The 25,102-nt window shown below is 38.6% G+C and carries 21 protein-coding genes, 1 tRNA gene and 3 pseudogenes; 14 read left to right on the top strand and 11 right to left on the bottom strand.

Annotated elements, in window-relative coordinates; genetic code table 11:
* The first annotated feature begins 73 nt into the window (after positions 1 to 73).
* Both ACFJIZ_RS12790 and ACFJIZ_RS12795 read left to right on the top strand, forming a co-directional pair.
* The gene (locus ACFJIZ_RS12790) at positions 74 to 265 is read left to right on the top strand and encodes a hypothetical protein (protein WP_379084529.1); all 192 of its coding nucleotides are present in this window, start codon (positions 74 to 76) and stop codon (positions 263 to 265) included.
* A gap of 152 nt (positions 266 to 417) precedes the next feature.
* Positions 418 to 1,617 (top strand): MFS transporter, encoded by a 1,200-nt coding sequence (locus ACFJIZ_RS12795; protein ID WP_379084532.1) that lies wholly within the window; start codon positions 418 to 420, stop codon positions 1,615 to 1,617.
* Here the strand turns inward: ACFJIZ_RS12795 and ACFJIZ_RS12800 are convergent.
* A complete protein-coding gene (locus ACFJIZ_RS12800; protein ID WP_379084535.1) occupies positions 1,609 to 2,265 on the bottom strand; it encodes a hypothetical protein in 657 nt (218 codons plus the stop codon). The two genes, ACFJIZ_RS12795 and ACFJIZ_RS12800, sit on opposite strands and share 9 nt — an antisense overlap.
* Positions 2,266 to 2,469: 204 nt before the next feature.
* On the opposite strand from ACFJIZ_RS12800, the gene ACFJIZ_RS12805 reads away from it, so the two are divergent.
* The 3 genes from ACFJIZ_RS12805 to recA all read left to right on the top strand — a co-directional run bounded on the left by ACFJIZ_RS12805 (position 2,470) and on the right by recA (position 5,285).
* Complete coding sequence (locus ACFJIZ_RS12805) at positions 2,470 to 3,429, top strand: hypothetical protein (RefSeq protein ID WP_379084538.1); 960 nt, start codon at positions 2,470 to 2,472, stop codon at positions 3,427 to 3,429.
* A 55-nt stretch (positions 3,430 to 3,484) separates the two neighbouring features.
* Positions 3,485 to 4,144 (top strand): endonuclease III, encoded by a 660-nt coding sequence (gene nth / locus ACFJIZ_RS12810; RefSeq protein ID WP_379084541.1) that lies wholly within the window; start codon positions 3,485 to 3,487, stop codon positions 4,142 to 4,144.
* 127 nt (positions 4,145 to 4,271) lie between these two features.
* Positions 4,272 to 5,285, top strand: coding sequence for a recombinase RecA (gene recA / locus ACFJIZ_RS12815; RefSeq protein ID WP_379084544.1), 1,014 nt, complete (start codon positions 4,272 to 4,274; stop codon positions 5,283 to 5,285).
* Between the two features lie 121 nt (positions 5,286 to 5,406).
* On the opposite strand, the gene ACFJIZ_RS12820 is transcribed toward recA, so the two are convergent.
* Both ACFJIZ_RS12820 and tsaD read right to left on the bottom strand, forming a co-directional pair.
* On the bottom strand, positions 5,407 to 5,562 hold the full coding sequence (locus tag ACFJIZ_RS12820; protein ID WP_379084547.1) for a hypothetical protein: 156 nt from the start codon (positions 5,560 to 5,562) through the stop codon (positions 5,407 to 5,409).
* A 77-nt stretch (positions 5,563 to 5,639) separates the two neighbouring features.
* Positions 5,640 to 6,643, bottom strand: a pseudogene (tsaD, locus tag ACFJIZ_RS12825) (tRNA (adenosine(37)-N6)-threonylcarbamoyltransferase complex transferase subunit TsaD).
* 128 nt (positions 6,644 to 6,771) lie between these two features.
* Between tsaD and ACFJIZ_RS12830 the strand changes: the two are divergent.
* Entirely contained in the window at positions 6,772 to 11,124 is a 4,353-nt protein-coding gene (locus ACFJIZ_RS12830) for a translocation/assembly module TamB domain-containing protein (protein WP_379084549.1), read from the top strand.
* Positions 11,125 to 11,167: 43 nt separating this feature from the next.
* On the opposite strand, the pseudogene ACFJIZ_RS12835 reads toward ACFJIZ_RS12830, so the two are convergent.
* The 4 genes and pseudogenes from ACFJIZ_RS12835 to ACFJIZ_RS12850 all read right to left on the bottom strand — a co-directional run bounded on the left by ACFJIZ_RS12835 (position 11,168) and on the right by ACFJIZ_RS12850 (position 14,378).
* A pseudogene (locus tag ACFJIZ_RS12835) lies at positions 11,168 to 12,378 on the bottom strand (bifunctional 3,4-dihydroxy-2-butanone-4-phosphate synthase/GTP cyclohydrolase II).
* Positions 12,379 to 12,520: 142 nt separating this feature from the next.
* Positions 12,521 to 13,180, bottom strand: coding sequence for an LptF/LptG family permease (locus ACFJIZ_RS12840; protein ID WP_379084552.1), 660 nt, complete (start codon positions 13,178 to 13,180; stop codon positions 12,521 to 12,523).
* A complete protein-coding gene (locus ACFJIZ_RS12845) occupies positions 13,143 to 13,967 on the bottom strand; it encodes an LptF/LptG family permease (RefSeq protein WP_379084555.1) in 825 nt (274 codons plus the stop codon). The genes ACFJIZ_RS12840 and ACFJIZ_RS12845 overlap by 38 nt, the downstream gene beginning before the upstream one ends.
* Positions 13,968 to 13,997: 30 nt before the next feature.
* The gene (locus tag ACFJIZ_RS12850) at positions 13,998 to 14,378 is read right to left on the bottom strand and encodes an START-like domain-containing protein (protein ID WP_055130656.1); all 381 of its coding nucleotides are present in this window, start codon (positions 14,376 to 14,378) and stop codon (positions 13,998 to 14,000) included.
* Positions 14,379 to 14,483: 105 nt separating this feature from the next.
* Between ACFJIZ_RS12850 and ACFJIZ_RS12855 the strand changes: the two genes are divergently transcribed.
* The 7 genes from ACFJIZ_RS12855 to ACFJIZ_RS12885 all read left to right on the top strand — a co-directional run bounded on the left by ACFJIZ_RS12855 (position 14,484) and on the right by ACFJIZ_RS12885 (position 22,337).
* Positions 14,484 to 14,557 (top strand) — tRNA-Met (locus ACFJIZ_RS12855).
* A 398-nt stretch (positions 14,558 to 14,955) separates the two neighbouring features.
* Positions 14,956 to 16,152 (top strand): anhydro-N-acetylmuramic acid kinase, encoded by a 1,197-nt coding sequence (locus ACFJIZ_RS12860; RefSeq protein WP_379084558.1) that lies wholly within the window; start codon positions 14,956 to 14,958, stop codon positions 16,150 to 16,152.
* Positions 16,153 to 16,191: 39 nt separating this feature from the next.
* Positions 16,192 to 16,539 (top strand): carboxypeptidase-like regulatory domain-containing protein, encoded by a 348-nt coding sequence (locus ACFJIZ_RS12865; RefSeq protein ID WP_379084561.1) that lies wholly within the window; start codon positions 16,192 to 16,194, stop codon positions 16,537 to 16,539.
* Complete coding sequence (locus ACFJIZ_RS12870) at positions 16,524 to 19,193, top strand: SusC/RagA family TonB-linked outer membrane protein (protein WP_379094027.1); 2,670 nt, start codon at positions 16,524 to 16,526, stop codon at positions 19,191 to 19,193. Before ACFJIZ_RS12865 ends, ACFJIZ_RS12870 begins: the two co-directional genes overlap by 16 nt.
* Before the next feature lie 21 nt (positions 19,194 to 19,214).
* On the top strand, positions 19,215 to 20,522 hold the full coding sequence (locus ACFJIZ_RS12875; protein ID WP_379084564.1) for a RagB/SusD family nutrient uptake outer membrane protein: 1,308 nt from the start codon (positions 19,215 to 19,217) through the stop codon (positions 20,520 to 20,522).
* Positions 20,523 to 20,659: 137 nt separating this feature from the next.
* The gene (locus ACFJIZ_RS12880; protein ID WP_379084567.1) at positions 20,660 to 21,199 is read left to right on the top strand and encodes a hypothetical protein; all 540 of its coding nucleotides are present in this window, start codon (positions 20,660 to 20,662) and stop codon (positions 21,197 to 21,199) included.
* 10 nt (positions 21,200 to 21,209) lie between these two features.
* Positions 21,210 to 22,337: a serine hydrolase domain-containing protein gene (locus tag ACFJIZ_RS12885; protein ID WP_379084570.1), complete on the top strand. Its 1,128-nt coding sequence runs from the start codon at positions 21,210 to 21,212 to the stop codon at positions 22,335 to 22,337.
* A gap of 8 nt (positions 22,338 to 22,345) precedes the next feature.
* On the opposite strand, the gene ACFJIZ_RS12890 is transcribed toward ACFJIZ_RS12885, so the two are convergent.
* From ACFJIZ_RS12890 to ACFJIZ_RS12900, 3 genes and pseudogenes are all read right to left on the bottom strand, one after another.
* The gene (locus tag ACFJIZ_RS12890) at positions 22,346 to 22,657 is read right to left on the bottom strand and encodes a hypothetical protein (protein ID WP_379084573.1); all 312 of its coding nucleotides are present in this window, start codon (positions 22,655 to 22,657) and stop codon (positions 22,346 to 22,348) included.
* Positions 22,605 to 22,934 (bottom strand): hypothetical protein, encoded by a 330-nt coding sequence (locus ACFJIZ_RS12895; protein WP_379094030.1) that lies wholly within the window; start codon positions 22,932 to 22,934, stop codon positions 22,605 to 22,607. The genes ACFJIZ_RS12890 and ACFJIZ_RS12895 overlap by 53 nt, the downstream gene beginning before the upstream one ends.
* Positions 22,935 to 22,974: 40 nt before the next feature.
* A pseudogene (locus ACFJIZ_RS12900) lies at positions 22,975 to 23,139 on the bottom strand (DeoR family transcriptional regulator); the annotation flags it as partial.
* Between the two features lie 87 nt (positions 23,140 to 23,226).
* Between ACFJIZ_RS12900 and ACFJIZ_RS12905 the strand changes: the two are divergent.
* The gene (locus ACFJIZ_RS12905; RefSeq protein WP_379084576.1) at positions 23,227 to 24,540 is read left to right on the top strand and encodes an ATP-binding protein; all 1,314 of its coding nucleotides are present in this window, start codon (positions 23,227 to 23,229) and stop codon (positions 24,538 to 24,540) included.
* Here ACFJIZ_RS12905 and ACFJIZ_RS12910 read toward each other — a convergent pair.
* Positions 24,537 to 25,067, bottom strand: coding sequence for an outer membrane beta-barrel protein (locus ACFJIZ_RS12910; protein WP_379084579.1), 531 nt, complete (start codon positions 25,065 to 25,067; stop codon positions 24,537 to 24,539). The genes ACFJIZ_RS12905 and ACFJIZ_RS12910 overlap by 4 nt on opposite strands.
* Positions 25,068 to 25,102: the final 35 nt, after the last annotated feature.

Raw genomic sequence — 25,102 nt, forward strand, 5'->3', positions numbered from 1 at the left:
TTTATGTGTAACTTAAATAAAATAAAGTCAAATTAATTGCGTTTTCATTCTAAACTAAATATTGTAATTGCGTATGATTAAAATCTCTACTTCATTTAACACTGTAAATTACCAAGGCCAACAACAACCTACTGGAGAAACTGTGGAACAAACAACAGAAGATGAAATGTTTTACAACAGCATCAAACCACAATTAGACCAACTGGTTAAAAATCCATCGAACGAAACCATCGAAAAGATTTTAGCTTTTTCTAAAAAGAAATAATTTACACCACAACAGAATTCAGCTGTTTAACCTCAAGGTTAAGCAGCTTTTTTTTGCCCTGATCATCATAAACCTGCCATAATTTAACCTAGCTAGGTTATTCGGTTTTAAAACTTCCTACCTTTACATAGTGTAATTTAAACACTATGCAGATGATCAACAAAAATCTACTCCCTTTAACCTTAGGCGGCCTAGGCATCGGGATTACCGAGTTTGTAATGATGGGCCTTCTTCCAGATATTGCCAAAGATTTAGCTGTTACCATTCCAGAAGCTGGCCATTTGATCTCTGCCTATGCTTTGGGCGTGGTTATAGGAGCCCCCTTATTAGTGATCATTGCTGGTAAATATCCACCTAAAAAAATACTGATTGCCTTGATGGTATTGTTTACCGTTTTCAATGCTTTTTCTGCATTTGCACCCAATTTCAATACCTTATTTATTGCACGTCTCTTGTCGGGACTACCACATGGCGCCTTTTTTGGTGTTGGCTCTGTAGTAGCCAGTCGCATTGCGGCCAAAGGAAAAGCGGCACAGGCCGTTTCCTTAATGTTTGCAGGCTTAACCATTGCCAACGTAATCGGCGTACCACTTGGAACATTTATTGGGCATCACTTTTCTTGGCGTTTTTCTTTTGCCATTGTTGTTCTGGTAGGAATCTTAACCTTGTGGAGTTTAAAAGCATGGTTGCCTGCATTGCCTGCCAGCGAAAACCGCGACCTGAAAAAAGAACTGAGCTTTTTTAAAAAACAGGATGCCTGGTTCATGATCTTCATGATTTCCATTGGTACTGGCGGACTGTTTACCTGGTACAGTTATATTGCCCCTTTAATGACAGAGGTGGCTGGTTTTTCAGCTAATAATGTAACCTATATCTTAATGTTGGCAGGCTTAGGCATGATGGCAGGCAATTTCTTCGGTGGCTACCTGGCCGACCGTTTCTCTCCGGCCAAAGCTTCTGCCGCTTTATTGATTGTAATGGTGGTTACTTTGGTTATTGTGCATTATGTTTCGTTCAACCCCATTATGGCTTTGATCATGACCTTTGTTACCGGAGCCGTTTCTTTTGCCTTGGCTGCGCCGATCCAAATGCTGATGATCACTACCGCAAAAGGCTCAGAAATGATCGCCGCTGCGGCAAGTCAGGCAAGTTTTAACATTGGCAATGCCCTCGGCGCCTATTTCGGAGGCCTGCCCCTGGTTTATGGTTTTGACTATACTTCGCCAGCAGTTGTAGGTGCAATGATGGCTTTGGTTGGTGCGCTATTTTCTTTTTGGTTGATCAAGAACAACTCTACCGCCAAAACAAAAGCTTTGGCAAAGCTCGAATTTTTGACACAGCCACTAAAATAGACCTAAAGCTACGCCTGCAGATATACCCCTAAAACTTTTAATGGGGTTGGCATTTACATGCGCAGTACAACTAATTGAAAAATAACGTTTAAATTGGATCGCAAACCTGGCTTCTGCAGGGATGCCTACGGTTCCACGTTTTTTATATCTTTCTGGTTCAAACTCATGCTTTTGTGCGTTGAACGCCTCGTCTTTATCCGTTTTGGAAACAAAGGCCAAACCTGCGCCAAATTGAATCTGACATATCTTAAAAAAACGGTAGCTTTTGCCATAGATCAAACTCACATCAGAAAGTTGTCTGGTTTCGATACAGTTACAATCTTTACTATGGTTTTTATGCAATTGTTTTTGTTCTGCAGTGGCAGGATCGGCAGCCACCGCCGACATGATCTTAAAATAATCATGGTCAAGTTGCAGCCATGCACCTCCCTGTATAAAATTCCGGTAACCCGGCGATACGCCATATTCCCCTCCCATATAGAGGTTATTGAACAAGGAAATCTTTTTTTCAACGAAGTGGAGACTATCTTGAACAGATGGTCCATCCTGTTTGGTAACCAACATTGTCTTGGTGGTATCGTTTTGTGCATTGGCGACCCCTTGGATCAAAACAAAGCAACCTATTAAAATCAGTGTGTTAATTTTCATGTTTTCTATAATTGATGACCCAAATATAGTCCACGTCAAATACCTGAATTATCTTTAAAGAATACATAAAACAACATTAATATCTTTATAGGCGTATTCACACTTATCATAATCAATTAACAATCTTAAAAAGATACATAAACAAGCAATTTAATCTTTTATAAGATAAAAAATCACTATATTCACCTTTAAGAATATTATTAGATGCAAAACCTTCAAGTTACTTTCTTTAACGATATCAAATCGGCCATGCCCGATTATCAAAATCTGGCACAAAGTGTTGCCGAAGTTTTGGCAATCAGCATCAACGAGGCTTATAAAAAAATAAGGGGAAATAGTGCTTTAAGTCTTGAGCAGATCATTAAACTATCCGACCATTTTGGCATCCCCTTTTTATATAAACCCAGTCAACTGCCTACTGTAACCTTCGATTACCTGAGTGTAGACCAAAAAATACCCAACATGCTGCTTTACCTGCAAGACCTGTTAAAAAACCTAAAGCAGATCCAACAGGCCAAGCAAAAACACATCACCATTACTACAGATGACATTCCACTATTCCATTTTTTCAAATACCCGGAACTTACCTGTTTTAAACTCTTCTTTTGGTCGGACAGTGTAATGAATGCTGAATTTAAGTTCGATCCTAGTACTTTTGACCAAGAGCTGATTGCGTTGGCAAAAGAACTTAACCAGATCTACTTAGAAATCCCAAGCACTGAAATCTGGGCGAAAGACACTGTACATGGCACGATTGAGCAAATACGCTACGCTTTTGAAGCGGGCTACATTACCGAAGTATTGGCCAAGCAAGTAGTAGAACAGGTCCGTTATTGTTTGACCGACATGAATATGTACGCCATCAGCAGTAAAAAGACCATCGACCCAAACCATACTTTTAATTGGTACAACTGCGATGTTTTGGGCAGCATCTCTTACCTCGTAGAACTTAAGGAAACCATGCTTTGCTACAACAGGTTCAATACCTTCAACTATTTAAAAACAGAAGACCAATCTTACTGCCTACAAACCAGGCAATGGATGCAAAGTCTGGTCAAGAAATCAGTTTCTTTTAGTGGACAGGGCGAAAAACACCGCAATAAATACCTTTACAATGCTTTTGCCGAATGTGATGAGCTTTTGAAAGAATCAACAATTAACTGACCAACTCCTACGCAATCGACCTTTAGCCAACAATTGAAAAACCTTATATTTGTTCATGCTAAAAAAAGAACGCTATCAACAATTCGTTAATCATTTTGCAGCGAAGCAGCCCAATGCAGAAACCGAATTACATTACAACAATCCTTTTCAGTTATTGGTGGCCGTGATCTTATCTGCACAATGCACGGATAAAAGGATAAATCAGGTTACACCTGCACTTTTTCAGCGTTTTCCAAATGCAAAGGCATTGGCCGAAACTACACCGGATATTGTCTTCGATTACATCAGAAGTGTAAGCTACCCTAACAACAAAGCGAAACATCTGGTAGGTATGGCCAATATGTTGTTACATGAATTTAACGACCAGGTGCCCTCAGATATCGACCAATTGCAAAAAATGCCAGGTGTTGGTCGCAAGACAGCCAATGTAATTGCTTCAGTGATCTACGATGCTCCAGCAATGGCGGTAGACACCCATGTTTTTAGGGTAGCCAACAGGATTGGATTAACCAGAGGGAAAACGCCATTAGCTGTAGAAAAAGACCTAGTTAAACACTTGCCTGAACATACCATTGCCATGGCTCATCATTGGTTGATCTTACATGGGAGGTATATCTGCGTAGCCAGAAATCCAAAATGTAGCATTTGCGAGCTTACCCATTTTTGCAAGTACTATGAACAACACTTCAAAACTAAAGAAATTAGCCAATTGTAAATTATTGAAAATATTTTTAGATTTTATTTGCAATAATCAAAATTAAATTAATATGTTTGCTAAAGTTATTAGTATTTATAAACAATTCTTTTTAGCCGATACTTATCTTTTACTTAATTAGATTGACATGAACCCAAACGCAGAAAAATTAAAAGCACTCCAACTTACTTTAGATAAATTAGAAAAATCATACGGTAAAGGTTCCGTAATGAAACTAGGTGATGCAGCTGTAGAAGCTGTTGAATCCATTTCGACCGGTTCTATTAGCTTAGATATCGCTTTGGGCATCGGTGGTGTTCCAAAAGGTCGTGTGATTGAAATATACGGACCTGAGTCTTCTGGTAAAACGACCTTAGCTACCCACATCATTGCCGAAGCACAGAAAAAAGGTGGTATTGCCGCATTTATAGATGCAGAGCATGCTTTTGATAAGATGTATGCCAAAAAATTAGGTGTAGATGTTGACAATCTTTTGATTTCGCAACCAGACAATGGCGAGCAGGCCTTAGAAATTGCCGACAACTTGATCCGTTCTGGTGCAATTGATGTAATCGTAATTGACTCTGTAGCGGCTTTGGTGCCAAAAGCAGAGATTGAAGGCGAAATGGGTGATAGTAAAATGGGATTACAAGCCCGTTTAATGAGCCAGGCCCTACGTAAATTAACAGGTACAATTTCTAAAACTGGATGTTGCTGTATCTTCATCAACCAATTGCGTGAAAAAATTGGAGTGATGTTCGGGAATCCTGAAACTACTACAGGTGGTAATGCACTAAAGTTTTATGCTTCGGTACGTTTAGATATCCGTAGAACTTCACAGATCAAAGATTCTGACGAAGTTTCTGGTAACCGCGTTAAAGTTAAGATCGTAAAGAACAAGGTAGCTCCACCTTTCCGAATTGCTGAATTTGACATCATGTTTGGTGAAGGAATCTCTAAAACTGGAGAAATCATCGATTTAGGTGTAGACTTCAACATCATCAAAAAAGCAGGTTCATGGTTCTCTTACGGAGATACTAAATTAGGACAAGGTAGAGATGCCGTTAAACAGCTGTTATTAGACAATCCTGAGTTATCAGAAGAAATTGAAGCTAAGACCCGCGCAGAAGTAACTGGCGACAAATTAGAAGAGAAAGAATAATTCGATACCGTCATTTCGACAGCCCATACCGCACCTACCGATGGTTTTCGGGAAAATGATTTTAAAATGGCAGCGTTACCAAAGTAAAAATCTGTTGCTAAAAGCTGTCGAAATGATTTTTTTATTTAAAACTTGAAGATTTCGGAGTATCCACAGGTTTTGTGTTTTTCTCCATAAAATCCTTATCCAATCTGATAATGGTATAAGTTGCAATCAGCACACCCAATATCAAAAAAAACAAACCTAAATAGTTTTTCTTTTTATCCTGTTTAATCATCCATATCAAAAAGATAACCAATGGAATTAACATTAAACCAAAAAAGACATAACTCATCGTTCCCATATTTCTTTTATTTAAAAATTCATTCTTGCCATTGGCGACACTTCTTGCCCTACAAAATCACCCGCTAAAAATTTGTGGTAACCTGCAATAGCAATCATCGCCGCATTATCTGTGCAATACTCAAAAGCAGGAATATAAACGTTCCAACCCAAAGTATCTTTCATTTCCGAAAGCGCGTTCCTTAAACCAGAATTTGCAGAAACACCACCAGCGATCGCAATGTCCTTAATTCCATATTGTTTTGCTGCTTTTTTCAGTTTATTTAACAAGATATTGACGATACTATATTGAACAGAAGCGCAAATATCTGCCAAATTCTGCTCGATAAATAAAGCATTCTCTTTCTGTTTGTCTCTAATAAAGTACAAAATTGCAGTTTTAAAACCACTAAAACTATAATTCAAGTCTTGGATTCTGTGGTTCAGGAAATTTAAATGCTAAAGGATTACCTTCTTTTGCATATTTATCAATCAAAGGACCACCCGGATAAGGCAGGTTCAAAATCTTGGCTGTTTTATCAAAGGCTTCACCCGCAGCATCGTCTAAAGTTTCACCCACAATCTCCATGTCAAAATAGTCTTTTACCAATACAATTTGGGTATGACCACCCGAAACCGTGAGACATAAAAAAGGAAAATTAGGCTTTGGCTCGTCTATAAAATGGGCTAAAATATGCGCTTGCATATGGTTAACCGCAATTAACGGGAGGATCCAAGGCCAATGCGAAAGATTTGGCAAAAGAGACCCCAACCAATAAAGCGCCCAATAAGCCTGGGCCACGTGTAAAAGCCACACCGTTTAGCTCATTTTTGTTAACTTTGGCAATTGCAAGTGCCTGCTGAACCGCTGGCACAATATTTTGTTGATGAACTCTTGATGCTAATTCTGGAATTACCCCTCCATAATTTTCATGAATTGTTTGGTTTGCAATAACATTGGCAGTAATTTTGCCGTTGATACATACAGCAACCGATGTTTCATCACAAGAAGATTCTATGGCAAGTATTACAGGCACGTTGATTATTATTAAGCTACAAAACTATTAAAAAACTATTAAAAATACTGCTTTGGGTCGTTGCATCAATAATAATATTGCTTGCAGTCATATTATTCTCGCTTCAATTTAAGCCTGTGCAGACTTATGTGGCAAAAAAAGCAGCAGCTTATCTCTCTAAAGAATTAAAAACGACCATTTCTATTGGTGGATTATATGTTAAACCATTTAAATCTGTAGTCTTAGAAAATCTAGTCGTTCTTGACCGACAAAAAGATACTTTGGCCAGATTTCCTAAATTTATGGTAAGTCTGAATAAACTTTCTTTAAAAGAAAGGATATTAGATGTAAACACGGTACAGATCAACAATGGTTCATTTTTCTTGAAAGATAATCAGGATGGCTCTTCCAACCTTGATTTTATCATTGATTATTTTGATAGTCCCCCTCCACCGAACCGACCTAAGAAAAAGAAATTCCAGTTTTTGTTTGACAGGATCATTTTGAACAATGTCAATTTCAAATATAAAAACCTAAGAGTTGACACGGTAATCAAAGGCATTAATTTTGAAGATATCGACCTTACCAAGCTCAATGGTATTTTCGAAAAATTAAATACCAATGGCCATTTGATACAGGCCAATATCAAAAATCTTACTTTTAAAGAAAAAAGTGGTTTCCATCTCAAAAATCTTTCGGCCTTTACCACTATCGACACCAATGCCATAGAATTAAAAAATCTTTTATTGGTTACGAATCAGAGTAGACTAACTGATTATTACCAGATGAAGTTCGGTCGGTTCAAAGACTTCAACGACTATGTGAACAAAGTGCGCATGAAGGCCAACTTTAAAAATAGTCACATCTCATCAAGTGACGTGGCCTATTTTACACCAGCGCTTAAAAAGATGAAATTGGACTTAGATATTGATGGACAGATCAATGGTTATGTCAACAACCTAAAAGCAAAAAAACTATCGCTAAAAGCAGGAAAGGCCACTTACATCAAGGGTGATTTTTCTATGAAGGGTCTACCAGATTGGGACCAGACCTTTATGGATATGAATATCGAAATGGCTGGCACCAACAAAAAAGATCTTGATGAGATTTTGACAGACATTACAGGTAAAACCATGAAGTCTATTCCAGTCATCGTGAACAAATTTGGCAATATCAATTTCAATGGGTCATTTACCGGTCTACAAAATGACTTTGTCGCTTACGGAGAATTTAAGACAAAATTAGGTCGCATCAAATCTGATGTGAACATGAAAATCGATAAAAAAGGTGTTCCTTCTTATAGCGGAAACGTAAAGAGTTTTGATTTTAACATCGCAGAGCTTTTAAACGAGAAGAGCTTGGGTAGGATTACATCTGCACTTTATGTAAAAGGGAAAGGCACGGAAATCAAAGACCTAACCGAAAAATTGGATGGAGACATTACCTATATCGATTTTAATGGTTACCGCTACCGCAATGTAAAGATCAACGGTACCTTTGATAAAAAGTACTTTGATGGCAACCTAAAGATCAATGATAAAAATATTCAACTGGATTTTGATGGAGGTGTAAATCTTAATCCAAAGTTACCAGTATTCAATTTTAAGGCTTCCATTAAAAATGCAAGGTTGAAAACCTTAAAATTATTCAAGGATTCGTTAATGGTTGATGCTACTTTTAGCACCAACTTCTCGGGCAATAACCTCGATAATATTCAAGGAGATCTATCGATACAAAAAATCAAACTGAACAATGTAAAAGGAATTTACAGCATTGATTCTGTTCAGTTGAATGCAAATGGTATCGGCATCAATAGAAGTCTAACCGTTAAATCAGATATCCTCGATGCCAGTATCAAGGGGCAGTATGACCTGAACACGATTGTTTCTTATTACAAGGCGATCGCCAAAACCTATGTTCCTTCCTTGGATACACAGATCATCAAATACAATACCCAGATCTTTGATTTCAACTTACGGATCAAAAGGTTTGAACCTATTGCCGAGCTGATCGCTCCAGGACTATCCATTAACGAGCAGGCCATATTGATTGGTAATTTCGACTCACGCAACAACAAAGCGACCTTAAATGGAAGTATTAAAAAACTAACCTACAAAGGCATTACAGCAAACAATATCATTATTGACGAGAATACCACCTCAAACCAACTACAGGCCATCATCACTTCAGACCGGGTTGACCTGAATGACAGTCTTTATATCAAGAACGTCAACATCCTCAATATCCTTAGAAACGACAGTCTTTCGCTAAACGTTAAGCTTTCTAATTCGGACGATGCCAATCAACTCGATTTAAACGGTCTGGTAGAATTTGCTGGAGACACTACTGCCAAAATCAGTATTTTACCTTCTAACTTGAAGATCAACAGTGAAGACTGGACCATCCAAGAAAAGGTGCGGATCAACTTCAACAATGGAAAGACGGAAATCAGCAATTTTGATTTAAGCAATGGCCCTCAGTTATTATCTGTTGATGGCATTTTATCCAATGACCCAAAAGACCTACTCCTGGTTGGATTTAAAAATTTCAATCTCAAAACGATCAATCCTTTTGTCAAAACACTTGGGCTAAAATTAGCAGGAAATGTTAATGGGAAAACACAACTCTACAATATCCTAAAATCGCCCAAGATTACGGATAGTTTAGAAATTGATTCCTTAACTTTCAACGATACCTTTATTGGAAAGCTAACTGATACCAGCTCTTATAACAAAGCGAACAACCTGGCGAACATCTATACTAAGATTTTAACAGAGGGCAAGGAAACTTTTAAAATCACAGGAAATCTCGACCTCAAAGACAAAAAAATCAATTTGGGTGTCAGACTAAACGATAGCAAACTCGCAATTTTAGAACCTTTTGTTAAAAAACTGGTTTCTCATCTCAAAGGTGAAGTATCTGCAGACCTGACGGTAAAAGGCAATTTTGATAAGCCCAAGATCAACGGCGATGTCTCCTTTAACAAAGGACAGCTGACTGTAAATTACCTGAAGACAGCTTATACCTTAGATGACAATGTGGAGGTAAAAAACAGTGTAATTGGCATCAATGAGCTTGTATTACAAGATGTGGATGGCAATAAAGCTACCGCCAATGGCACGGTAGACCTCAACGACCTCGACAACCCTAACATACAGGTTGATCTTGTTGCGACTAATTTCATGGCATTAAATACCACATCTAAAGACAATTCTGTTTATTATGGTAAGGCTTATGCCACTGGCAAGTTTTCTTTTAAAGGGCCAACCAATAAAATGAGGATTGACATTGATGCCAAAACCGAAAAGGGGACGGTCTTTAACCTTCCTTTAAATAGTTCTGAAACGATTTCTGACAAAGACTTTATCACTTTTGTAAGCAAGGACACGACCAATGTTGTGAAAAAACAGGCCAATTTTGATGGCTTGACCATGAACTTTAGACTAAAAGTAGATCCAAACAGTACGGCGAACATCTACACCATTTTAGGAAAGTTAAGTGGAAAGGGAAATGCTGAACTCGAATTAAATATCAGTAGCGTAGGTGGTTTTCAGATGAAAGGTGACTATATCATAGAGAGTGGTATTTTCGATTTCACGGCACAAGAGGTGATCAATAAAAGGTTCGACATTAGACAAGGTGGAACGATCCGATGGATTGGAGACCCAACCGCGGCACAGATCAACCTAAAGGCCATCTATGCACTACGTGCTGGCCTAACAGACCTTTACACGGCCGCTAACCGCGACCGCAGTAGCAATGCCAATGAGCGTGTGCAAACAGAAGTTGAGATGGGTCTAAGTGGTCTGCTGCTAAAACCAGATATCAAATTGGATATTTTCTTCCCAGCCAACCCTGCCGTTAAGGAAGAGTTACAGGCTTATTTTAATGATGGAAATAACCTAAGTACACAGGCTTTAAGTCTGATCATTCAAAGAAGGTTTGCACCAGGCTCTGGACAAGAAAATTTGGGACAGCAATTAGGCTCGGTAGGAACGAGTACGGCTACCGAACTTTTGTTCAATCAATTCAACAACCTCCTTTCGTCATTGAACCTAAATTTTGTCGACATCAACTTCCGCTCACTAAATGATGCAAGTGCTTCATTTAAATTATTCAATGGTCGGATCATTATCAATGCGGGTATTACCGATACCAAAAGTGCCAATGATTTTACACCGATTGGATTTTCTAAGAACGATGTGGGTAAGGAATTGGAAATCCTAGGACTGATTAAAAAAGATGGTACGCTAGTAGGTAAAATAGGAACCAAACCACCTACACAGCAGAGTATTTTTGCCAACCCTGGGATAGACCAAAGTGCCAATGTCAACTCGCTGGGTATAATCTATAGCCAACGATTCGATTCCTTTAAAGAGTTTTTACAGAAGATTACAGGAAAATACCGTAGGGAACAGAAGAAGAAAGAGGCAGAAAAAGCAAAAGAAACCTTAAACAAGGAAGCTATTATAAACGAAAGCAAGAAAAACCAAAGGAAATAAACCTTGATCTTTCTTGCTTATATGATTTGACTAATTAAAGATTTTAGTGGTTCATGATCTGATGACCCATTTTATCTCTTTTAGTTTTAAGGTAAGTTTCGTTATGTTGGTTACTTTCAATTTCGATTGGAATATTTTCTACAATTTCAAGTCCATAACCAATTAAACCCGCCCTTTTGGTAGGATTGTTAGACATCAAACGCATTTTGCTTACGCCCTGCGCCCTTAAGTCTGTGCGCCTACGCCATAATCACGTTCATCACCTTTAAAACCTAGTTCAATGTTTGCTTCAACCGTATCAAAGCCTGCATCCTGTAGGTTATAAGAACGTAATTTATTGATCAGCCCAATACCTCTGCCCTCCTGGTTCATGTATACGATGATTCCTTTACCTTCTGCTTCAAGCATCTGGAAAGCCTTATGGAGTTGAGGGCCACAATCGCAACGGCAAGAACCAAATATATCACCCGTAACGCATGAACTATGGATGCGTGCTAAAATAGGTTCGCCTTCAGTCCACTCACCCTTGGTAATGGCCAAATGGGTTGCATTGTTACTCAACTGTGTATAAGCGGTCATTTTAAAGTCGCCCCATTGCGTAGGTAAACTCACCGTAACCTCTTCTCTGATCAAGCTCTCAGCAGCTAAGCGATAAGCAATCAGGTCTTTTATAGAAATAATTTTCAGTTGGTGCTGTGCAGCAATCAACATCAGGTCTGGTAAACGGGCCATGGTTCCATCTTCGTTCATGATTTCTACCAACACGCCAGCTGGCTCAAAACCTGCCAAACGGGCCAGATCAATCGTTGCTTCTGTATGCCCTGTTCTTCTCAATACGCCTTCTCTTCTTGCCTTTAACGGAAAGATATGTCCCGGTCTACCTAAATCTTCTGGTTTGGTTTCTGGATTGATCAAAGCCTGAATTGTTTTGGCACGATCGTGTGTAGAAATACCAGTGGTACAACCATGTCCTATCAAATCAACAGATACCGTAAAAGGGGTCTGGTGCAAAACCGTATTGTTCTGAACCATTAAATCAAGCTTCAGGTCGTTACAAAGATCTTCAATCAATGGTGCACAGATCAATCCACGACCATACTTAGACATGAAATTAATTACTTCTGGTGTTACATTTCTGGCCGCAGTAATAAAGTCTCCTTCATTTTCACGGTCTTCATCATCCACAACAATAATTATTTTACCAGCTTTGATATCATCAATAGCTTCGGCTATCGTATTTAATTTAATTTCCATTCTATTTTGGTCTTAATTATAAGTCCAAGACCTTAGCTTGCTTGGCTTTATAAACATTTACAAAGTTACAATCTTTTCATAGCAATATTTTGCTAAAATATCATCAGTAAGTAATGAATAAACTCAAAAGAAATTTACAGTTTTAGTTAGTGGTGTTAAGCTTTTTACGCTTAAACAAACCTAAGATAACCTGCTTGTAGTAATCGACATCAAACAATGCAGAATCAACGGTTGCCTTATAGGTTAAAAATATGCCCAGCGGGGTGAGTACGATAATCGCCATCCACATGCCAAAAACAGGTTCTAGTGTACCCTCTTTAGCAGACTTCTCTGCCACGGTAGAAATAATATGGTACACCAAGAAGAAAACCACTGCGATAACCACTGGCAAACCCAAACCACCCTTTCTTATAATCGCCCCTAATGGCGCACCAATAAAGAACAACAATAGACAAGAAAAGGCCAATGTGTATTTTCTAAGGTATTCTACCCTAGCCCCAATGATCTCTTTCTTCTCATCCTGGTAACCCAAAATCCGGTTATTGACAACCTGTTTGATGCTAGCAGTGAGCTCAGCTGCATTTTGTATAACTTGTGTACGCTCTTTTTTAGGAATTAAATTAAGGATGGAGCCCTTAATTGTTTTTACGTCGCTCTTCACTTTTGTGTAGCCTTTCACATAATTGGTAGTTTTATAATAACTACCTACATTGATCTTGGTACTTCTATTTACACTATCCAAGTTTTTGCTCAATGAATCTTGTCTACGGATCCAATCCTTTACGGTTAAGCATAGGTGCATTGTTCCTGAAACTCGACTCATCCGTCCTGCTCATGTCGCCAAAGGTCGAGAAATCCAACTTTACTTCGGTTTCCTTAAAACGCATCCTGGTCAAAGTCTGTCGAGGATTGTAGATGCTACCTCCTCCACTTTCTTCGTATCTTATTCCATCAGAAAGCTTGAGCAACATGTATTTTCCATCAGTGGTTTTGGTCATCCTACCTTGTTTGGCAATGATGATCTTTGGAATACCATTGTTTGAGGCGGTATGGTCGTAGATGATGATCCCATATAAAGAATCCACACCACCTTGTCCTTTGTGATCTACCCTAATGGCATAACCCGGAATACTGTTGTTAAAAACACCTGGTTTGATCAAAAAGGAAAGTTTTTTATTTCTAATATCAAAAAGAAGGGAGTAGTATTTCGTGTTTGCCTTTGGCAGCATGTAATCTGAAAAGTAAAATGAGGCCACAGCTAAACAAATGATCAGCACAAACAAGGGCCGCATGGCTTTTTGTAGCGATACGCCTGCAGATTTTATCGCAACTAACTCATAGTTTTCACCTAGGGTACCAAAAGTCATGATAGAGGAGAGCAGCACAGAGAGCGGCAATGCCATGGCCACGTTAGAAGCTGAAGCATACACCATTACTTCGGCTATGGTGTACCATTCAAATCCTTTCCCAATCAAATCGTCGATATATTTGAATAGGAAAAACATCAAAAGGATAAACATCACAATAAAAAATGTGACGATAAAAGGCCTGATAAATGCCTTAATTAACAGTAGATGTATCTTTTTCAATATGCAAAGATAGACAATACCGACGGAAATTTAAGCACCAATTACACTCAATAGATAAGTAATCTGGTTGTCCCAAATTTGGGTTTTTTCTGTACGTGTCTCGTCGGTTGCAAAATCTGTGATCGCTAGCGCTACATCGTTGGTCAGTTCGTCCTGTACGATCTCCATCTCAAAATAACAATGAGGTTCGTCATCAAGCCATTTAAACTTAACCAATTTGTTTTCTTTTATACTGAGCAGCTTTGCTTTCTGCACTTCATCGTCCCATGTGAAGGTATATACTTGATCTCTGAAAATCACATCGTCTGCAAACCATTGCGATAAGCCATTTGGTTCGCTAATGAAACTAAATAATATACGTGGAGATGACCTTAACTCATATTCTAGTGTAAATTTTTTCTTTTCTGACATCCTTAAACACCTCTATCTTAAAAATATTGGACTATTTTTTACTTATTATTTCTAAAGAAAAGTAATTTATTCTATATTTGCAACTCTTTAAAAAATAAGATGCCTGGCGGGGTAGCTCAGTTGGTTAGAGCGCAGGATTCATAACCCTGAGGTCACGAGTTCAACTCTCGTTCCCGCTACTTGAAAATCAAGCCTTTAGCTTTAAAAAGCTAGAGGCTTTTTTGTTTCAAGACCATATAAATACCATTTAATAAGTCCTTTTTCCCTTGCTTTTCATCTACTTCTTATTTATATCAGCATTCGATTTGAAATACTCCCAAAATCTAATCTGACTTTCTTTTTTTGTCTTTTCACCACCTGTTCTAACTATCTTTTTAAGATTTCAAAAGCATTGTCTATTGCGGCTAAATGTAGTTCGCGCAAAGTTTTGCATGTTCTTGCGTTTTTTTATTTTAAATATGCATAAATTGATTTTTAAAATTCTATATATTTACACTAGCAATAATTGAGCAGTATAATAATGCGTTTTTGTGCCTGTTTCAATTTGCAACACCAAATATTTAAACCTAATTAGTAGATGAATAGACACATACTCAGACTACAACAAATTGCCAATGCCCCATCTAGGGTAATTATTGGATTAATGTCGGGAACCTCACTTGATGGGCTTGACATTGCTTTATGTGAGTTTAAAGGTGCAGGAATCGGCACAAAGATCAAAGTCCTGAATTTCAAAACCGTTAGTTATACCCCCGAATTTAAAGCAGAACTGAGGTCCATCTCTTCGCAACCTACGGTAAGTCTACAAAAAGTGACTTTACTGAATGCGTATATCGGAACTTATTTTGCTGAACTGATCCTTCAAAGTCTCGAGGAATGGAAATTTCCTGTTGAGAACGTAGATCTGATTGCCAGCCACGGACAGACCATTTTCCATGCACCTATTTCTATACATGGCTTGAAAGGCTATCCAAATGCAACGCTACAAATTGGCGATGGTGATCATTTGGCCTTTAAAACTGGTGTGATTACCTTGAGCGATTTCAGACAAAAACACATTGCAGCTGGTGGTGAAGGAGCTCCCCTTGCAGTTTATGGCGACTATCTATTGTTTTCTAGCTTAACAGAAAACAGGATTTTATTGAACATTGGTGGCATTGCGAATTTTACCTTTTTACCAGCAGGCAAAGAATCCGACCTGATCTTTTCTTCAGATGTAGGCCCTGGCAATACCATGATGGATCAATTTGTGCAATTGAACTACGAGAACATGTATTATGATGCAGATTCTAAGCTTGCTTTAGCTGGTACGGTTAACGAGCAACTCTTGAATGCCTTATTAGATACTCCTTTTTACGATTTTGGTTTCCCTAAAACAACTGGTCCAGAATTGTTTAGCCTGACTTACCTAGATGAAGCCATTCAACGTACCCAATTGCAAGGTATTTCAAAAGAAGACATCATGGCCACGCTTTCTGAATTTACCGTTCAAGGTATAGTAAGGGCTATTGAGCAATGTGTGCCTAAAGACAATCCTTTTACCATTTACTTAAGTGGAGGAGGCATGCACAATCCGCTATTGGTCAAAAAGATTGGAGACTATCTGAACTGTGAACTTAAAACTACGGCTGACCTAGCTATCGATCCAGATGCCAAAGAAGCTATCCTTTTTGCCTTATTGGCCAATGAATGTATAGCAGGAGAAAAACCAGCCTACAAAAACAGGCCAGAAATGCCTGCAGCAGCGATGGGAAAAATAAGTTTTCCAGAATAATTAAACAGTATAAAACTTACCTCAAATAAATTTTAATTTATGAAAAAAAACCAACCATTTAAAGTATATAGGCATAGCCTTTTGATACTTTTTCTCTCACTGTTTATGGTGGGATCTGTTTTTGCCCAAAACACACCCTACCTGATCAAGGGTACGGTAACTGACGGAAGAACAAAACTACCTATTGCTGGTGTAAGCATAAGGATCAACAATAAATTTATTGAAACCACTTCAAATGCAAATGGAGCTTATGAAATTGTGGCCAAAATTCCAGCGGGAAAATATCAAGTAACATTTAGTTACTTAGGTTATACCCAAAATACACAAAACCTAGACCTAGGGATCAGAAATCAATTACGCTTGATGCTAGTATTACAGAGGATTTAGTACGCCTAAATGAGGTAGTAGTAACAGGTACATCTGTAGCTACGAGCCGAAAAACATTGGGCAATGCCATCTCCACTGTAGGGGCTAAGGATTTTGCGAACAGTAACGCCACTTCTATCGACCAGGCCTTAAGTGGTAAAATTGCAGGAGCGCAAATCACCCAAAACTCTGGTAATCCGGCAGGTGGTATCAGTGTAAGATTAAGGGGTACCAGTACCGTTGTAGGTGCAGCAGACCCTTTATATATTATTGATGGGGTAATTGTAAACAACAGTTCTACCGAACTATTGGACCTTGGCGGCTACGCTCAAAACAGGCTGGTGGATATTAACCCAGCTGATATAGACCACATGGAGATGATCAAGGGAGCAGCTGCTGCCGCGATCTATGGTTCGAGGGCAAGTAATGGTGTGGTACAGATCTTCACCAAAAAAGGTAAAGAGGGCAAACCTTCTTATTCTTTCTCTACCAATTTTAAAGTAAGTGATGTAAGGAAAACTTTGGATGTGAACACCCATCCATTCAGATTTAACAACACTACAGTTACAGACCTTTCTCAAACGGCTGTACAACGCTATGATTATCAAGATGACATTTTTAGAAGTGCCATGGGCACGGAAAACAACTTGTCTGTTTCTGGTGGCAGCAATGGCACACAATATTTTGTAAGTGGCAACTACCTCTTCAATCAAGGTATTATAGATAAATCTGATTTTAGCAGAGCAGGTGCCAGAGCAAGAGTTGACCAAAGATTAAACGATTGGTTAAAAATATCTGCAGGGATGAACTATGTATTGAGTTCAAGTCATGAGATTCCGAACGGAGGTCTGAATGAGGCTTATGGTGCGTTAACAGGATTTATCTTCAGCAATAACTTTATCAATCCTGCTGCGGATCCTGCAACTGGAATTTACCCTTCCACATCCCCAACAGCTGTACAAAGAACCAATCCTTTAGAAGCCATCAACCGTTTTCAATTTGCACAACGTACCAGTCGTTTCATTGGAAACTTCCAGGCAACAGCAACACCTATCAAAGGTTTAAGCATCAATTATGTTTTAGGATATGACAATTCTACCCAGATAGGTACAGGATATATCCCTGTAGGAAACACTACTCCATCTTACAATACAGGATTTTCTAAAAGAGCCGACAAAACATCGTTCTTAGTTAACAACGACATTAATGTTTCGTATCAGACCAAACTTGCTGATTGGTTGCAATCAACCACAGGTATTGGCGGAACAGCACAATCTGAAAAAATCTATCAAACAGGAATTACAGCAACCCAATTGGGTTTGATTGGTCAAACAATCAACAATGGGGTTTCAGTGCCTTCAGAGTTTAGATCAGACATCAATGTAATGGGTGCTTTTATCCAGCAGACTTTTGGTATCAAAGAAAAAATCTATTTAACTGGTGCTGCTCGTTATGACGTTTCTTCGGTATTTGGAGCTAGTAACAGAGGTCAGTTTTATCCAAAAGTAAGTGCAAGCTACATTTTATCAAACGAGAAATTCTGGTCTGGTAAACTTTCAAATGTAATCTCAAGTGTTAAATTAAGAGCTTCTTATGGCCAAGCTGGTAACTTGACTGCAATTGGTGCATACGACAGATATAGCAGTTACATCCCAGTAAACTCAGCAGGTTTACCAAGTGTATACTCTCCTACCTTATTGGGTAATATTGGTATTAAACCAGAGCGTCAGGAAGAGATTGAAGTTGGCACAGACCTAAGCTTCTTTAAAGACCGTTTAGGTGTAGAGTTTTCTTACTATAAAAAAGATGTAAAAGACCTATTATTATTGGCTAATCTTACCCCAAGTACAGGTTATAGCAGCCAATACATCAACGTTGGAACGATGACCAACAAAGGCTTCGAATTGATGGTTAGAGGTGTACCAATACTTACCAAACAAGTAAAATGGGATGTAATCGCTACCTATTCAAGAAATAAAAACGTAGTGAACAACATTCCTGGTGGTGTATTGACCTTTGCTGGTGGCTTTGGCCAGGTCGCAGCGGTAAATGGCTATCCACTTGGTGCTTTTTATGCTACCTATTTTGCACGCAATGCTGATGGTTCTTTATTATTGACCTCAGGTGGTTTACCACAAACTGAAAAAGCAGGAAGAACTGGCGGACAACCTTCTGGTGCTACCTTAAAGAAAGTAATTGGCGATCCTAATCCGGATTGGGTAGGTTCATTGATCAATGAGGTGAGCGTTGGTAAGCACTTCTCATTTAGAGCGCAGTTAGATGCTTCTATCGGTGGTGATGTTTTCAACTTTACCAAACGTGTAGGTGATAGAGATCTATATGGAGGATTAAAAGGTTACGAACCTGAATTAAGAGGTGAGGTACCAAAAGGAACATCTGCAGCTTTATTCTCTATTTTCGAAAACTGGATTGAAGATGGTTCATTTGTAAAATTAAGAGAGGTATCTGCTTCATATTCATTTAAACCAAAGTTCCTTCCTACAGGCAACATGAGATTTAGTTTGGCTGGAAGAAACCTATTCTCAATTGACAAATACAGTGGTTACGACCCTGAGATCAATGCGGCAGGACAAAGCTCTGCAGTAAGAGGATTTGATTTTGTGGAGGTGCCAATCCCAAGACAAATTGTTTTAGGATTTAACTTGACCTTTTAATTGATTATAAATTGTATAAAGATGAAAAATATATATAAAATAAAAGCTGGTTTATTAGTGGTCATCATGTTATTTGCCAATAGCTGTAAAATGGATACCGTAAACCTGAATGCCCCAACAGATGCTGATGTGCTAACTACGAGAGCGGGCATCATTGGATTAAGTGTAGGCTTAAGACAGTATTATTCTACTAGTGGCATTTCTGCCTCTTATTTCTATCCTGCAGTAACCAGTCGCGAACTACAAGGCGTAGCTACATTTACCAATGTTTTAGAATTGGAAGCAGGTGGAACGGCATTGCCTACCGCAAATGGTAGCATCCTTACCTTATGGGCCAACATGCAAAAGTTGATGAGCATGAGTGAAGACATCATCAACAATGCCGGAAACATCAGTACACTTACAGGTGGTACTTTATCTGGTGTATTGGCGCATGCGAAACTATACAAAGCCATTGCATTGGGTACCTTAGCTACTTCATTCGAGAAAAGTAATATCAACACCGATAAAACTGGTAAAGCTACATTTCTTCCTCGTCAAGCCGTATTGGCAGAAGCCATCCGTTTATTGAATGATGCGATTGCCCAATTGACCACAACTCCTGTATCAACGGATTTCACAGCAAATGTTGCAGGTGCAAACTTCAATCTTAAAAATGTATTGTATGCTTTCAATGCGAGGTACAACTTGATGGCAGGCAATTACGCTGCGGCGATAACCAATGCCACTGCCGTAGATTTGAGCAGTAAAAACCAATTTGGTTACAGCTCGGTAAGTGTAAATCCATTATGGAATACCTCAGCTATCTTAAAATACTATGTTCCAAGAGCTGGTTTTGGTCTTCCATCATCATTATTTGAAGCTGGCGACCAACGTGAGGCATTTTACATCACCACAACTGTTTCGGGTGCTACAACGACCAGAACCCTTAGAGGTTTTGCAGCAGATCAATTGGGTTCAGTACCGGTATACCTACCTGATGAAATGAAATTGATCAGAGCTGAAGCCATTTTGAGAAGTAATGGTCCGTTAACCGATGCTGTAACTCTGATCAATGAAGTAAGAACACAAACTTCTGGAGATATTTTTGGTGTAAATGCTGGGTTACCTGCTTATAGTGGTGCAGTTACCAAAGATGCTTTATTGGTTGAGGTTTACCGTCAACGTTGTGCTGAGTTATACCTAACTGGTCAAAGGTTAGAAGATAGCCGCAGGTTTGAACGCCCAGCGCCACCAACAGACATTTCTGAGCGTAACCGAAACTTCTATCCTTATCCTGATCAAGAACGTATTACAAATCCAAATACACCTGCTGATCCGGCAATCTAATCAAAATTAAAAGCATGTGCACCAGTTGCACATGCTTTTTTGTTTAATCAAAATACACCTTACCATGACTACCCTAAAAAATCTGTTTTGCATTTATCTGTTTGATAGCTTCCCTTTCTTCCTCGGCACAAAGCCACTTGGAAAATTTGGCCCGAGTAAAAGAAGAGACAAATACCATCAAACAATTACTCGTGTTTAACAATGATAAGGCCCAACTTCCTATTGTTAAATTAACGGGTCTAAATATTGCTAGTGTAGGTCTTGGTTTTCAGTATACCAGTGTTTTTGACAGCATTGCCAATAAATTCACAAAAGTGGAACAACTGGCCAAATCATATAACAGTGAAAGCATTTCCAGTCTCAATCTATTAAATGACGACCTAAAATTGTACAATTGTGTTATCCTCAAAACATCTAAACCCTTAAGCAAAGGATTGGTGGCTTTAGTTACGGAACTTGAAAAAACGAAACAGGTAATCTTGGTATTGAATGGCACCTATCAAAAGAGCGGTTTTAGCACTTTTCGTTCTCCCGTGATCATTAGTCCTACAAATAGTGCTATCGGTGCTTCTTGTTTAGCGCAGTTTATTTTTGGAGCAATTGTAACCAACGGTAAGGCCATCAGGTTAAAATATAGCGTACCGGAAGAGGTAGGTATCAACAGCGATCGATCTTGATAGCATTTCATTGATTATTAAACAGGCCATTAATGCCAAAGGAACCCCAGGTGCTGTGGTGATGATCGTAAAAGATGGTAAGGTTATCTTTAACAATGCTTATGGCAAACATACCTATTCGGGTAATAGGGCAATGCGCATCCAGGATATTTTTGACATGGCCTCCATTACCAAAGTTGCGGCAACTACTGCGACTACAATGGATTTATACGAAAAAGGAAAAATAGGCATCGATAGCACCATTGGCACCTACATTGCCAGAACAAGAGAAATGCCCGAAAAGAAAACCATCACTGTAAAAGAGGTGTTGTTGCATCAGGCTGGTTTTTATCCGTACATCAAATTTTATGAAAAGCTCAAGCCCAATGATACAGATACTATATTTTCAGACCGTTACCCAACCCAGCTGGCAGATAAATATTATTTAAGGGCCAATTATTACAATGAGGTAATGTGGCCTGAAATGTTGCAGGATAAAGTATTGACCCGAGGAAAATATGTATATAGCGACCTGAGCATGTACTACATGAAAGAAATGGTAGAGAAGGTTGCTGAAACACCATTGAACAAGTATGCAGATCAAAAGTATTACAGTCCATTGGGTATGCAAACTGCAGGCTTTTTACCCAGAACAAGATTCAAGAAAGACCAGATCGTACCGACCACAGAAAATGATGGCTGGTTAAGGAATATGTTGGTACAAGGATTTGTGAACGATCCAGGTGCCGCGATGTTGGGTGGAGTAAGTGGACATGCAGGCTTTTTTGCCAATGCCAATGACATGGCCATTTTTTGCCAAATGTTACTCAATAAAGGCAGTTATGGGGGCACAACCTATCTTAAAACTTCGACTATTGACCTATTTACTTCAAAGCAATCAAATGTAAGCCGAAGAGGCCTAGGATTTGACAGAAAAGACCCCGATCTAAGCAAGGGCTATCCATCTACTTTAGCCTCTGATGAAGTATTTGGGCATACAGGATATACAGGAACAGCCATTTGGATCGATCCAAAATATAACTTGGTCTATGTTTTCTTGTCTAATAGAGTATACCCTGATGATGTAAACAAATCTTTAAATACCTTGAATATCCGTAGTCGGATCCAAGATGTGATCTATAGGGCAATCAAAAAATAGGAATTGATTTACAACACGGTTACTATCTTGGCGTATTTAGCTAAGACTTCATCATTAGGGTCTAGATCGGTAATCAGGTAATTGATCGCATTGAGGTTGCATACCTTCATTTTATGCACAGAATCTATTTTTTCGGCAATACTGACCAATATGGTTTTTTGAGCAGATTTGACCATCGCCTTTTTAATTTGGACTACTTCCCAATCTGAATCGGAAATTCCGTTTTCTATAGACAGGCCATTCGTTCCCATAAAACACAGATCAGCTTTAATGTCTGATAATTGGTTGATTACTTGCGAACCGATACTGATTCTGCGCATTTTTAGACAACTGGCCTCCAATCAAATGCACGTCAATATTAGAGCTTTCGATCAATTCTAAAGCCAATAAAGGACTTACAGTAAATAAAGTACAACGCAGGTCGCTGGGCACCATACGGGCCAGTTCTATCATGGTTGTTCCGCCACCGGTTAAGATCGACCATTCCATTTTGGATAAGCTTGAGTGCTTTTCTAGCAATTTCCTTTTTGGCATCTCTTGCATAAACGCCTTCTTGCTGAAATGGATAGTGAAAAGATTTTGAAATGGCGCCTCCATAAACCTTTAACACTTTCCCCTCTTCTGCCATCTCGTTTAGATCTCGTCTAATCGTATCTTCAGATACATTAAGTTGCAATGCCAAATCAGAAGAAAGTACCTTATTATGTATATTGATCTGCTTTATAATAAAAGCCTGTCTTTCGTCCTTGAGCATTAGAAAGTGGTTTTGATTAAACCAAATATACCAAAATTGGCTCAACATCAATGTATCAATCGTAAACTAATATGTTAGATTTCTGGTAGTCATTGTTATATATATTTCTATATTTGGCAAGGTCATCTCTCTCATTTGAAATCACTTAAAAACTATATCAGCTCCCGTTGGTCTGCCATAATTGGTAGCGAAGACTTATTTTCATTAGAGGCTAGAATTTTCCATGCCATTAGCATTTTGGCAATTTTTACGGCAACGATCAATGCGATTATCAATTTTAGGTTGGGTTTAATCTTTTACGGATTTATCATGCTCCCGTTGATCGGCATATTGGCTTTGGGTTATTACCTTTCAAGATATAAGCACAAGATGAATATTGCCGTGGGCCTATTTGCTGTGGTTTTTAACCTACTTTGTGGCGCCACTTATTTTGCTACTGAGGGCTCTGCAAGTGTCAATCTGTTTACGTTCATCCTGATCATCTTTCTTTTAAGCCTACTCACTTCAAAAAAGCAGTTTAGGATATGGATTCCACTAAATATTTTATTGGTTATTGGATTTTTTGTTTTGGAATATTTCAATCCAGAACTGGTAAAGCCACTCTATCCGGATAAGCGGCACAGATTGGTAGATGTAGCGCAAACATGGGTTGAAGTTGCTGGAATGATCGCCTTGATCACCATGTATATCCAAAATAATTATAACCGTGAAAAAGAGCTGGCAAAAAGCAGATTAATTGCCTTAGAAGAAATTAATGATACCAAGAATAAATTATTTTCCATCGTTGCCCATGATTTAAAGGCACCTTTGGCTTCTGTAGAAAACTATCTTTCTTTATTGAATCAAATAGACCTTGATCCTGAGGAGAAAAAAACAATTGAACAAAACCTGCTTACTTCAACAAAGCAGACTTCAGAAATGTTGCAGAATATTCTTCATTGGTCAAAAGACCAGATGCAAGGGATAACGGTCAACCTCCATCGCATCTCACTATTCCAAACCCTGTATCAAACCATTCTTCTGCAACAAACATTGGCTTCGGAAAAAAATATCCAGCTACACTACTCAATTGACGATGAAATCAAGGTAATAGCAGATCCAGATATGTTGCAGCTGATTGTAAGGAATTTATTGAACAATGCCATTAAATTTTCTGCACCAGACAGTGAGATCAATCTGAGCATAGAGCAAGAAAAAGATAGATGCATCTTAAAAATCACAGATACAGGGATTGGAATTAGCGAAGAAGACCATTTCAATATCTTCTCGCTAAAAAACAAAAGCACTTACGGAACCAATCAGGAGAAAGGCGTTGGACTAGGATTAATGCTAGCCAAAACCTACATCGAATTACAAAATGGCGAAATCTGGTTTGAAAGCAACTTAAACAAAGGCACAACCTTTTTTGTAAGCATAGCGCTCGATCAAACGTCCAACATCAGTACTTAATTAAAACTACCGTCTCCTCTTCTGATGATCTGTCTGCCATTACGTGATTGTACTCCCGTCCATTTTTGTAATCGAACAGCAAAACGCAACATGAAATATCTGCTCAAAGCATTCGTTTTGGTATCGGTGATACTCTCATCGGTAATGTTCCTGTTCACGAAATTGTTCTGGTTCAAGATATCAAATGCCTGAAAAGTTAGCGTAGCTCTTCTTTTCCATAGTTCTTTTTGCAGATAGCCATTGATCACCAACGGGTTATTGGTTACATTCGCATTTATTCCACTTACATAGTTTTTACTGGCACTGTATCCAAATATCAGGGTTTTCCACATGTACATTTTTCCATCAATGTTGAGTGCCAGAGTATTTGTTCTGCTGTCAATAGAAGTTGGCAAAGTATTGTTTGATTTGGTAAAGGCATAAGATACATTTGGGTTTACTTCTAACCATTCTGTTGGATTGATCCTTGGACCAAATCTTTGGCTAAAATTCCAGGTGGTAGTAATGTTTTTGATATCATTACTCATTGATACCCCATGGTTGTAAAAGATGTTACCATTAT

The organism is Pedobacter sp. UC225_65 (assembly GCF_042698365.1).
Classification (GTDB): Bacteria; Bacteroidota; Bacteroidia; order Sphingobacteriales; family Sphingobacteriaceae; genus Pedobacter.

What these genes read in the sequence shown, in the direction of transcription:
- ACFJIZ_RS12790 (WP_379084529.1), top strand. Translation starts at nt 74, where the DNA reads ATGATTAAAATCTCTACTTCATTTAACACTGTAAATTACCAAGGCCAA.
- ACFJIZ_RS12795 (WP_379084532.1), top strand. Translation starts at nt 418, where the DNA reads ATGATCAACAAAAATCTACTCCCTTTAACCTTAGGCGGCCTAGGCATC.
- ACFJIZ_RS12800 (WP_379084535.1), bottom strand. Translation starts at nt 2,265, where the DNA reads ATGAAAATTAACACACTGATTTTAATAGGTTGCTTTGTTTTGATCCAA.
- ACFJIZ_RS12805 (WP_379084538.1), top strand. Translation starts at nt 2,470, where the DNA reads ATGCAAAACCTTCAAGTTACTTTCTTTAACGATATCAAATCGGCCATG.
- nth (WP_379084541.1), top strand. Translation starts at nt 3,485, where the DNA reads ATGCTAAAAAAAGAACGCTATCAACAATTCGTTAATCATTTTGCAGCG.
- recA (WP_379084544.1), top strand. Translation starts at nt 4,272, where the DNA reads ATGAACCCAAACGCAGAAAAATTAAAAGCACTCCAACTTACTTTAGAT.
- ACFJIZ_RS12820 (WP_379084547.1), bottom strand. Translation starts at nt 5,562, where the DNA reads ATGATTAAACAGGATAAAAAGAAAAACTATTTAGGTTTGTTTTTTTTG.
- ACFJIZ_RS12840 (WP_379084552.1), bottom strand. Translation starts at nt 13,180, where the DNA reads ATGCACCTATGCTTAACCGTAAAGGATTGGATCCGTAGACAAGATTCA.
- ACFJIZ_RS12850 (WP_055130656.1), bottom strand. Translation starts at nt 14,378, where the DNA reads ATGTCAGAAAAGAAAAAATTTACACTAGAATATGAGTTAAGGTCATCT.
- ACFJIZ_RS12860 (WP_379084558.1), top strand. Translation starts at nt 14,956, where the DNA reads ATGAATAGACACATACTCAGACTACAACAAATTGCCAATGCCCCATCT.
- ACFJIZ_RS12865 (WP_379084561.1), top strand. Translation starts at nt 16,192, where the DNA reads ATGAAAAAAAACCAACCATTTAAAGTATATAGGCATAGCCTTTTGATA.
- ACFJIZ_RS12875 (WP_379084564.1), top strand. Translation starts at nt 19,215, where the DNA reads ATGAAAAATATATATAAAATAAAAGCTGGTTTATTAGTGGTCATCATG.
- ACFJIZ_RS12890 (WP_379084573.1), bottom strand. Translation starts at nt 22,657, where the DNA reads ATGCGCAGAATCAGTATCGGTTCGCAAGTAATCAACCAATTATCAGAC.
- ACFJIZ_RS12895 (WP_379094030.1), bottom strand. Translation starts at nt 22,934, where the DNA reads ATGGAGGCGCCATTTCAAAATCTTTTCACTATCCATTTCAGCAAGAAG.
- ACFJIZ_RS12910 (WP_379084579.1), bottom strand. Translation starts at nt 25,067, where the DNA reads ATGAGTAATGATATCAAAAACATTACTACCACCTGGAATTTTAGCCAA.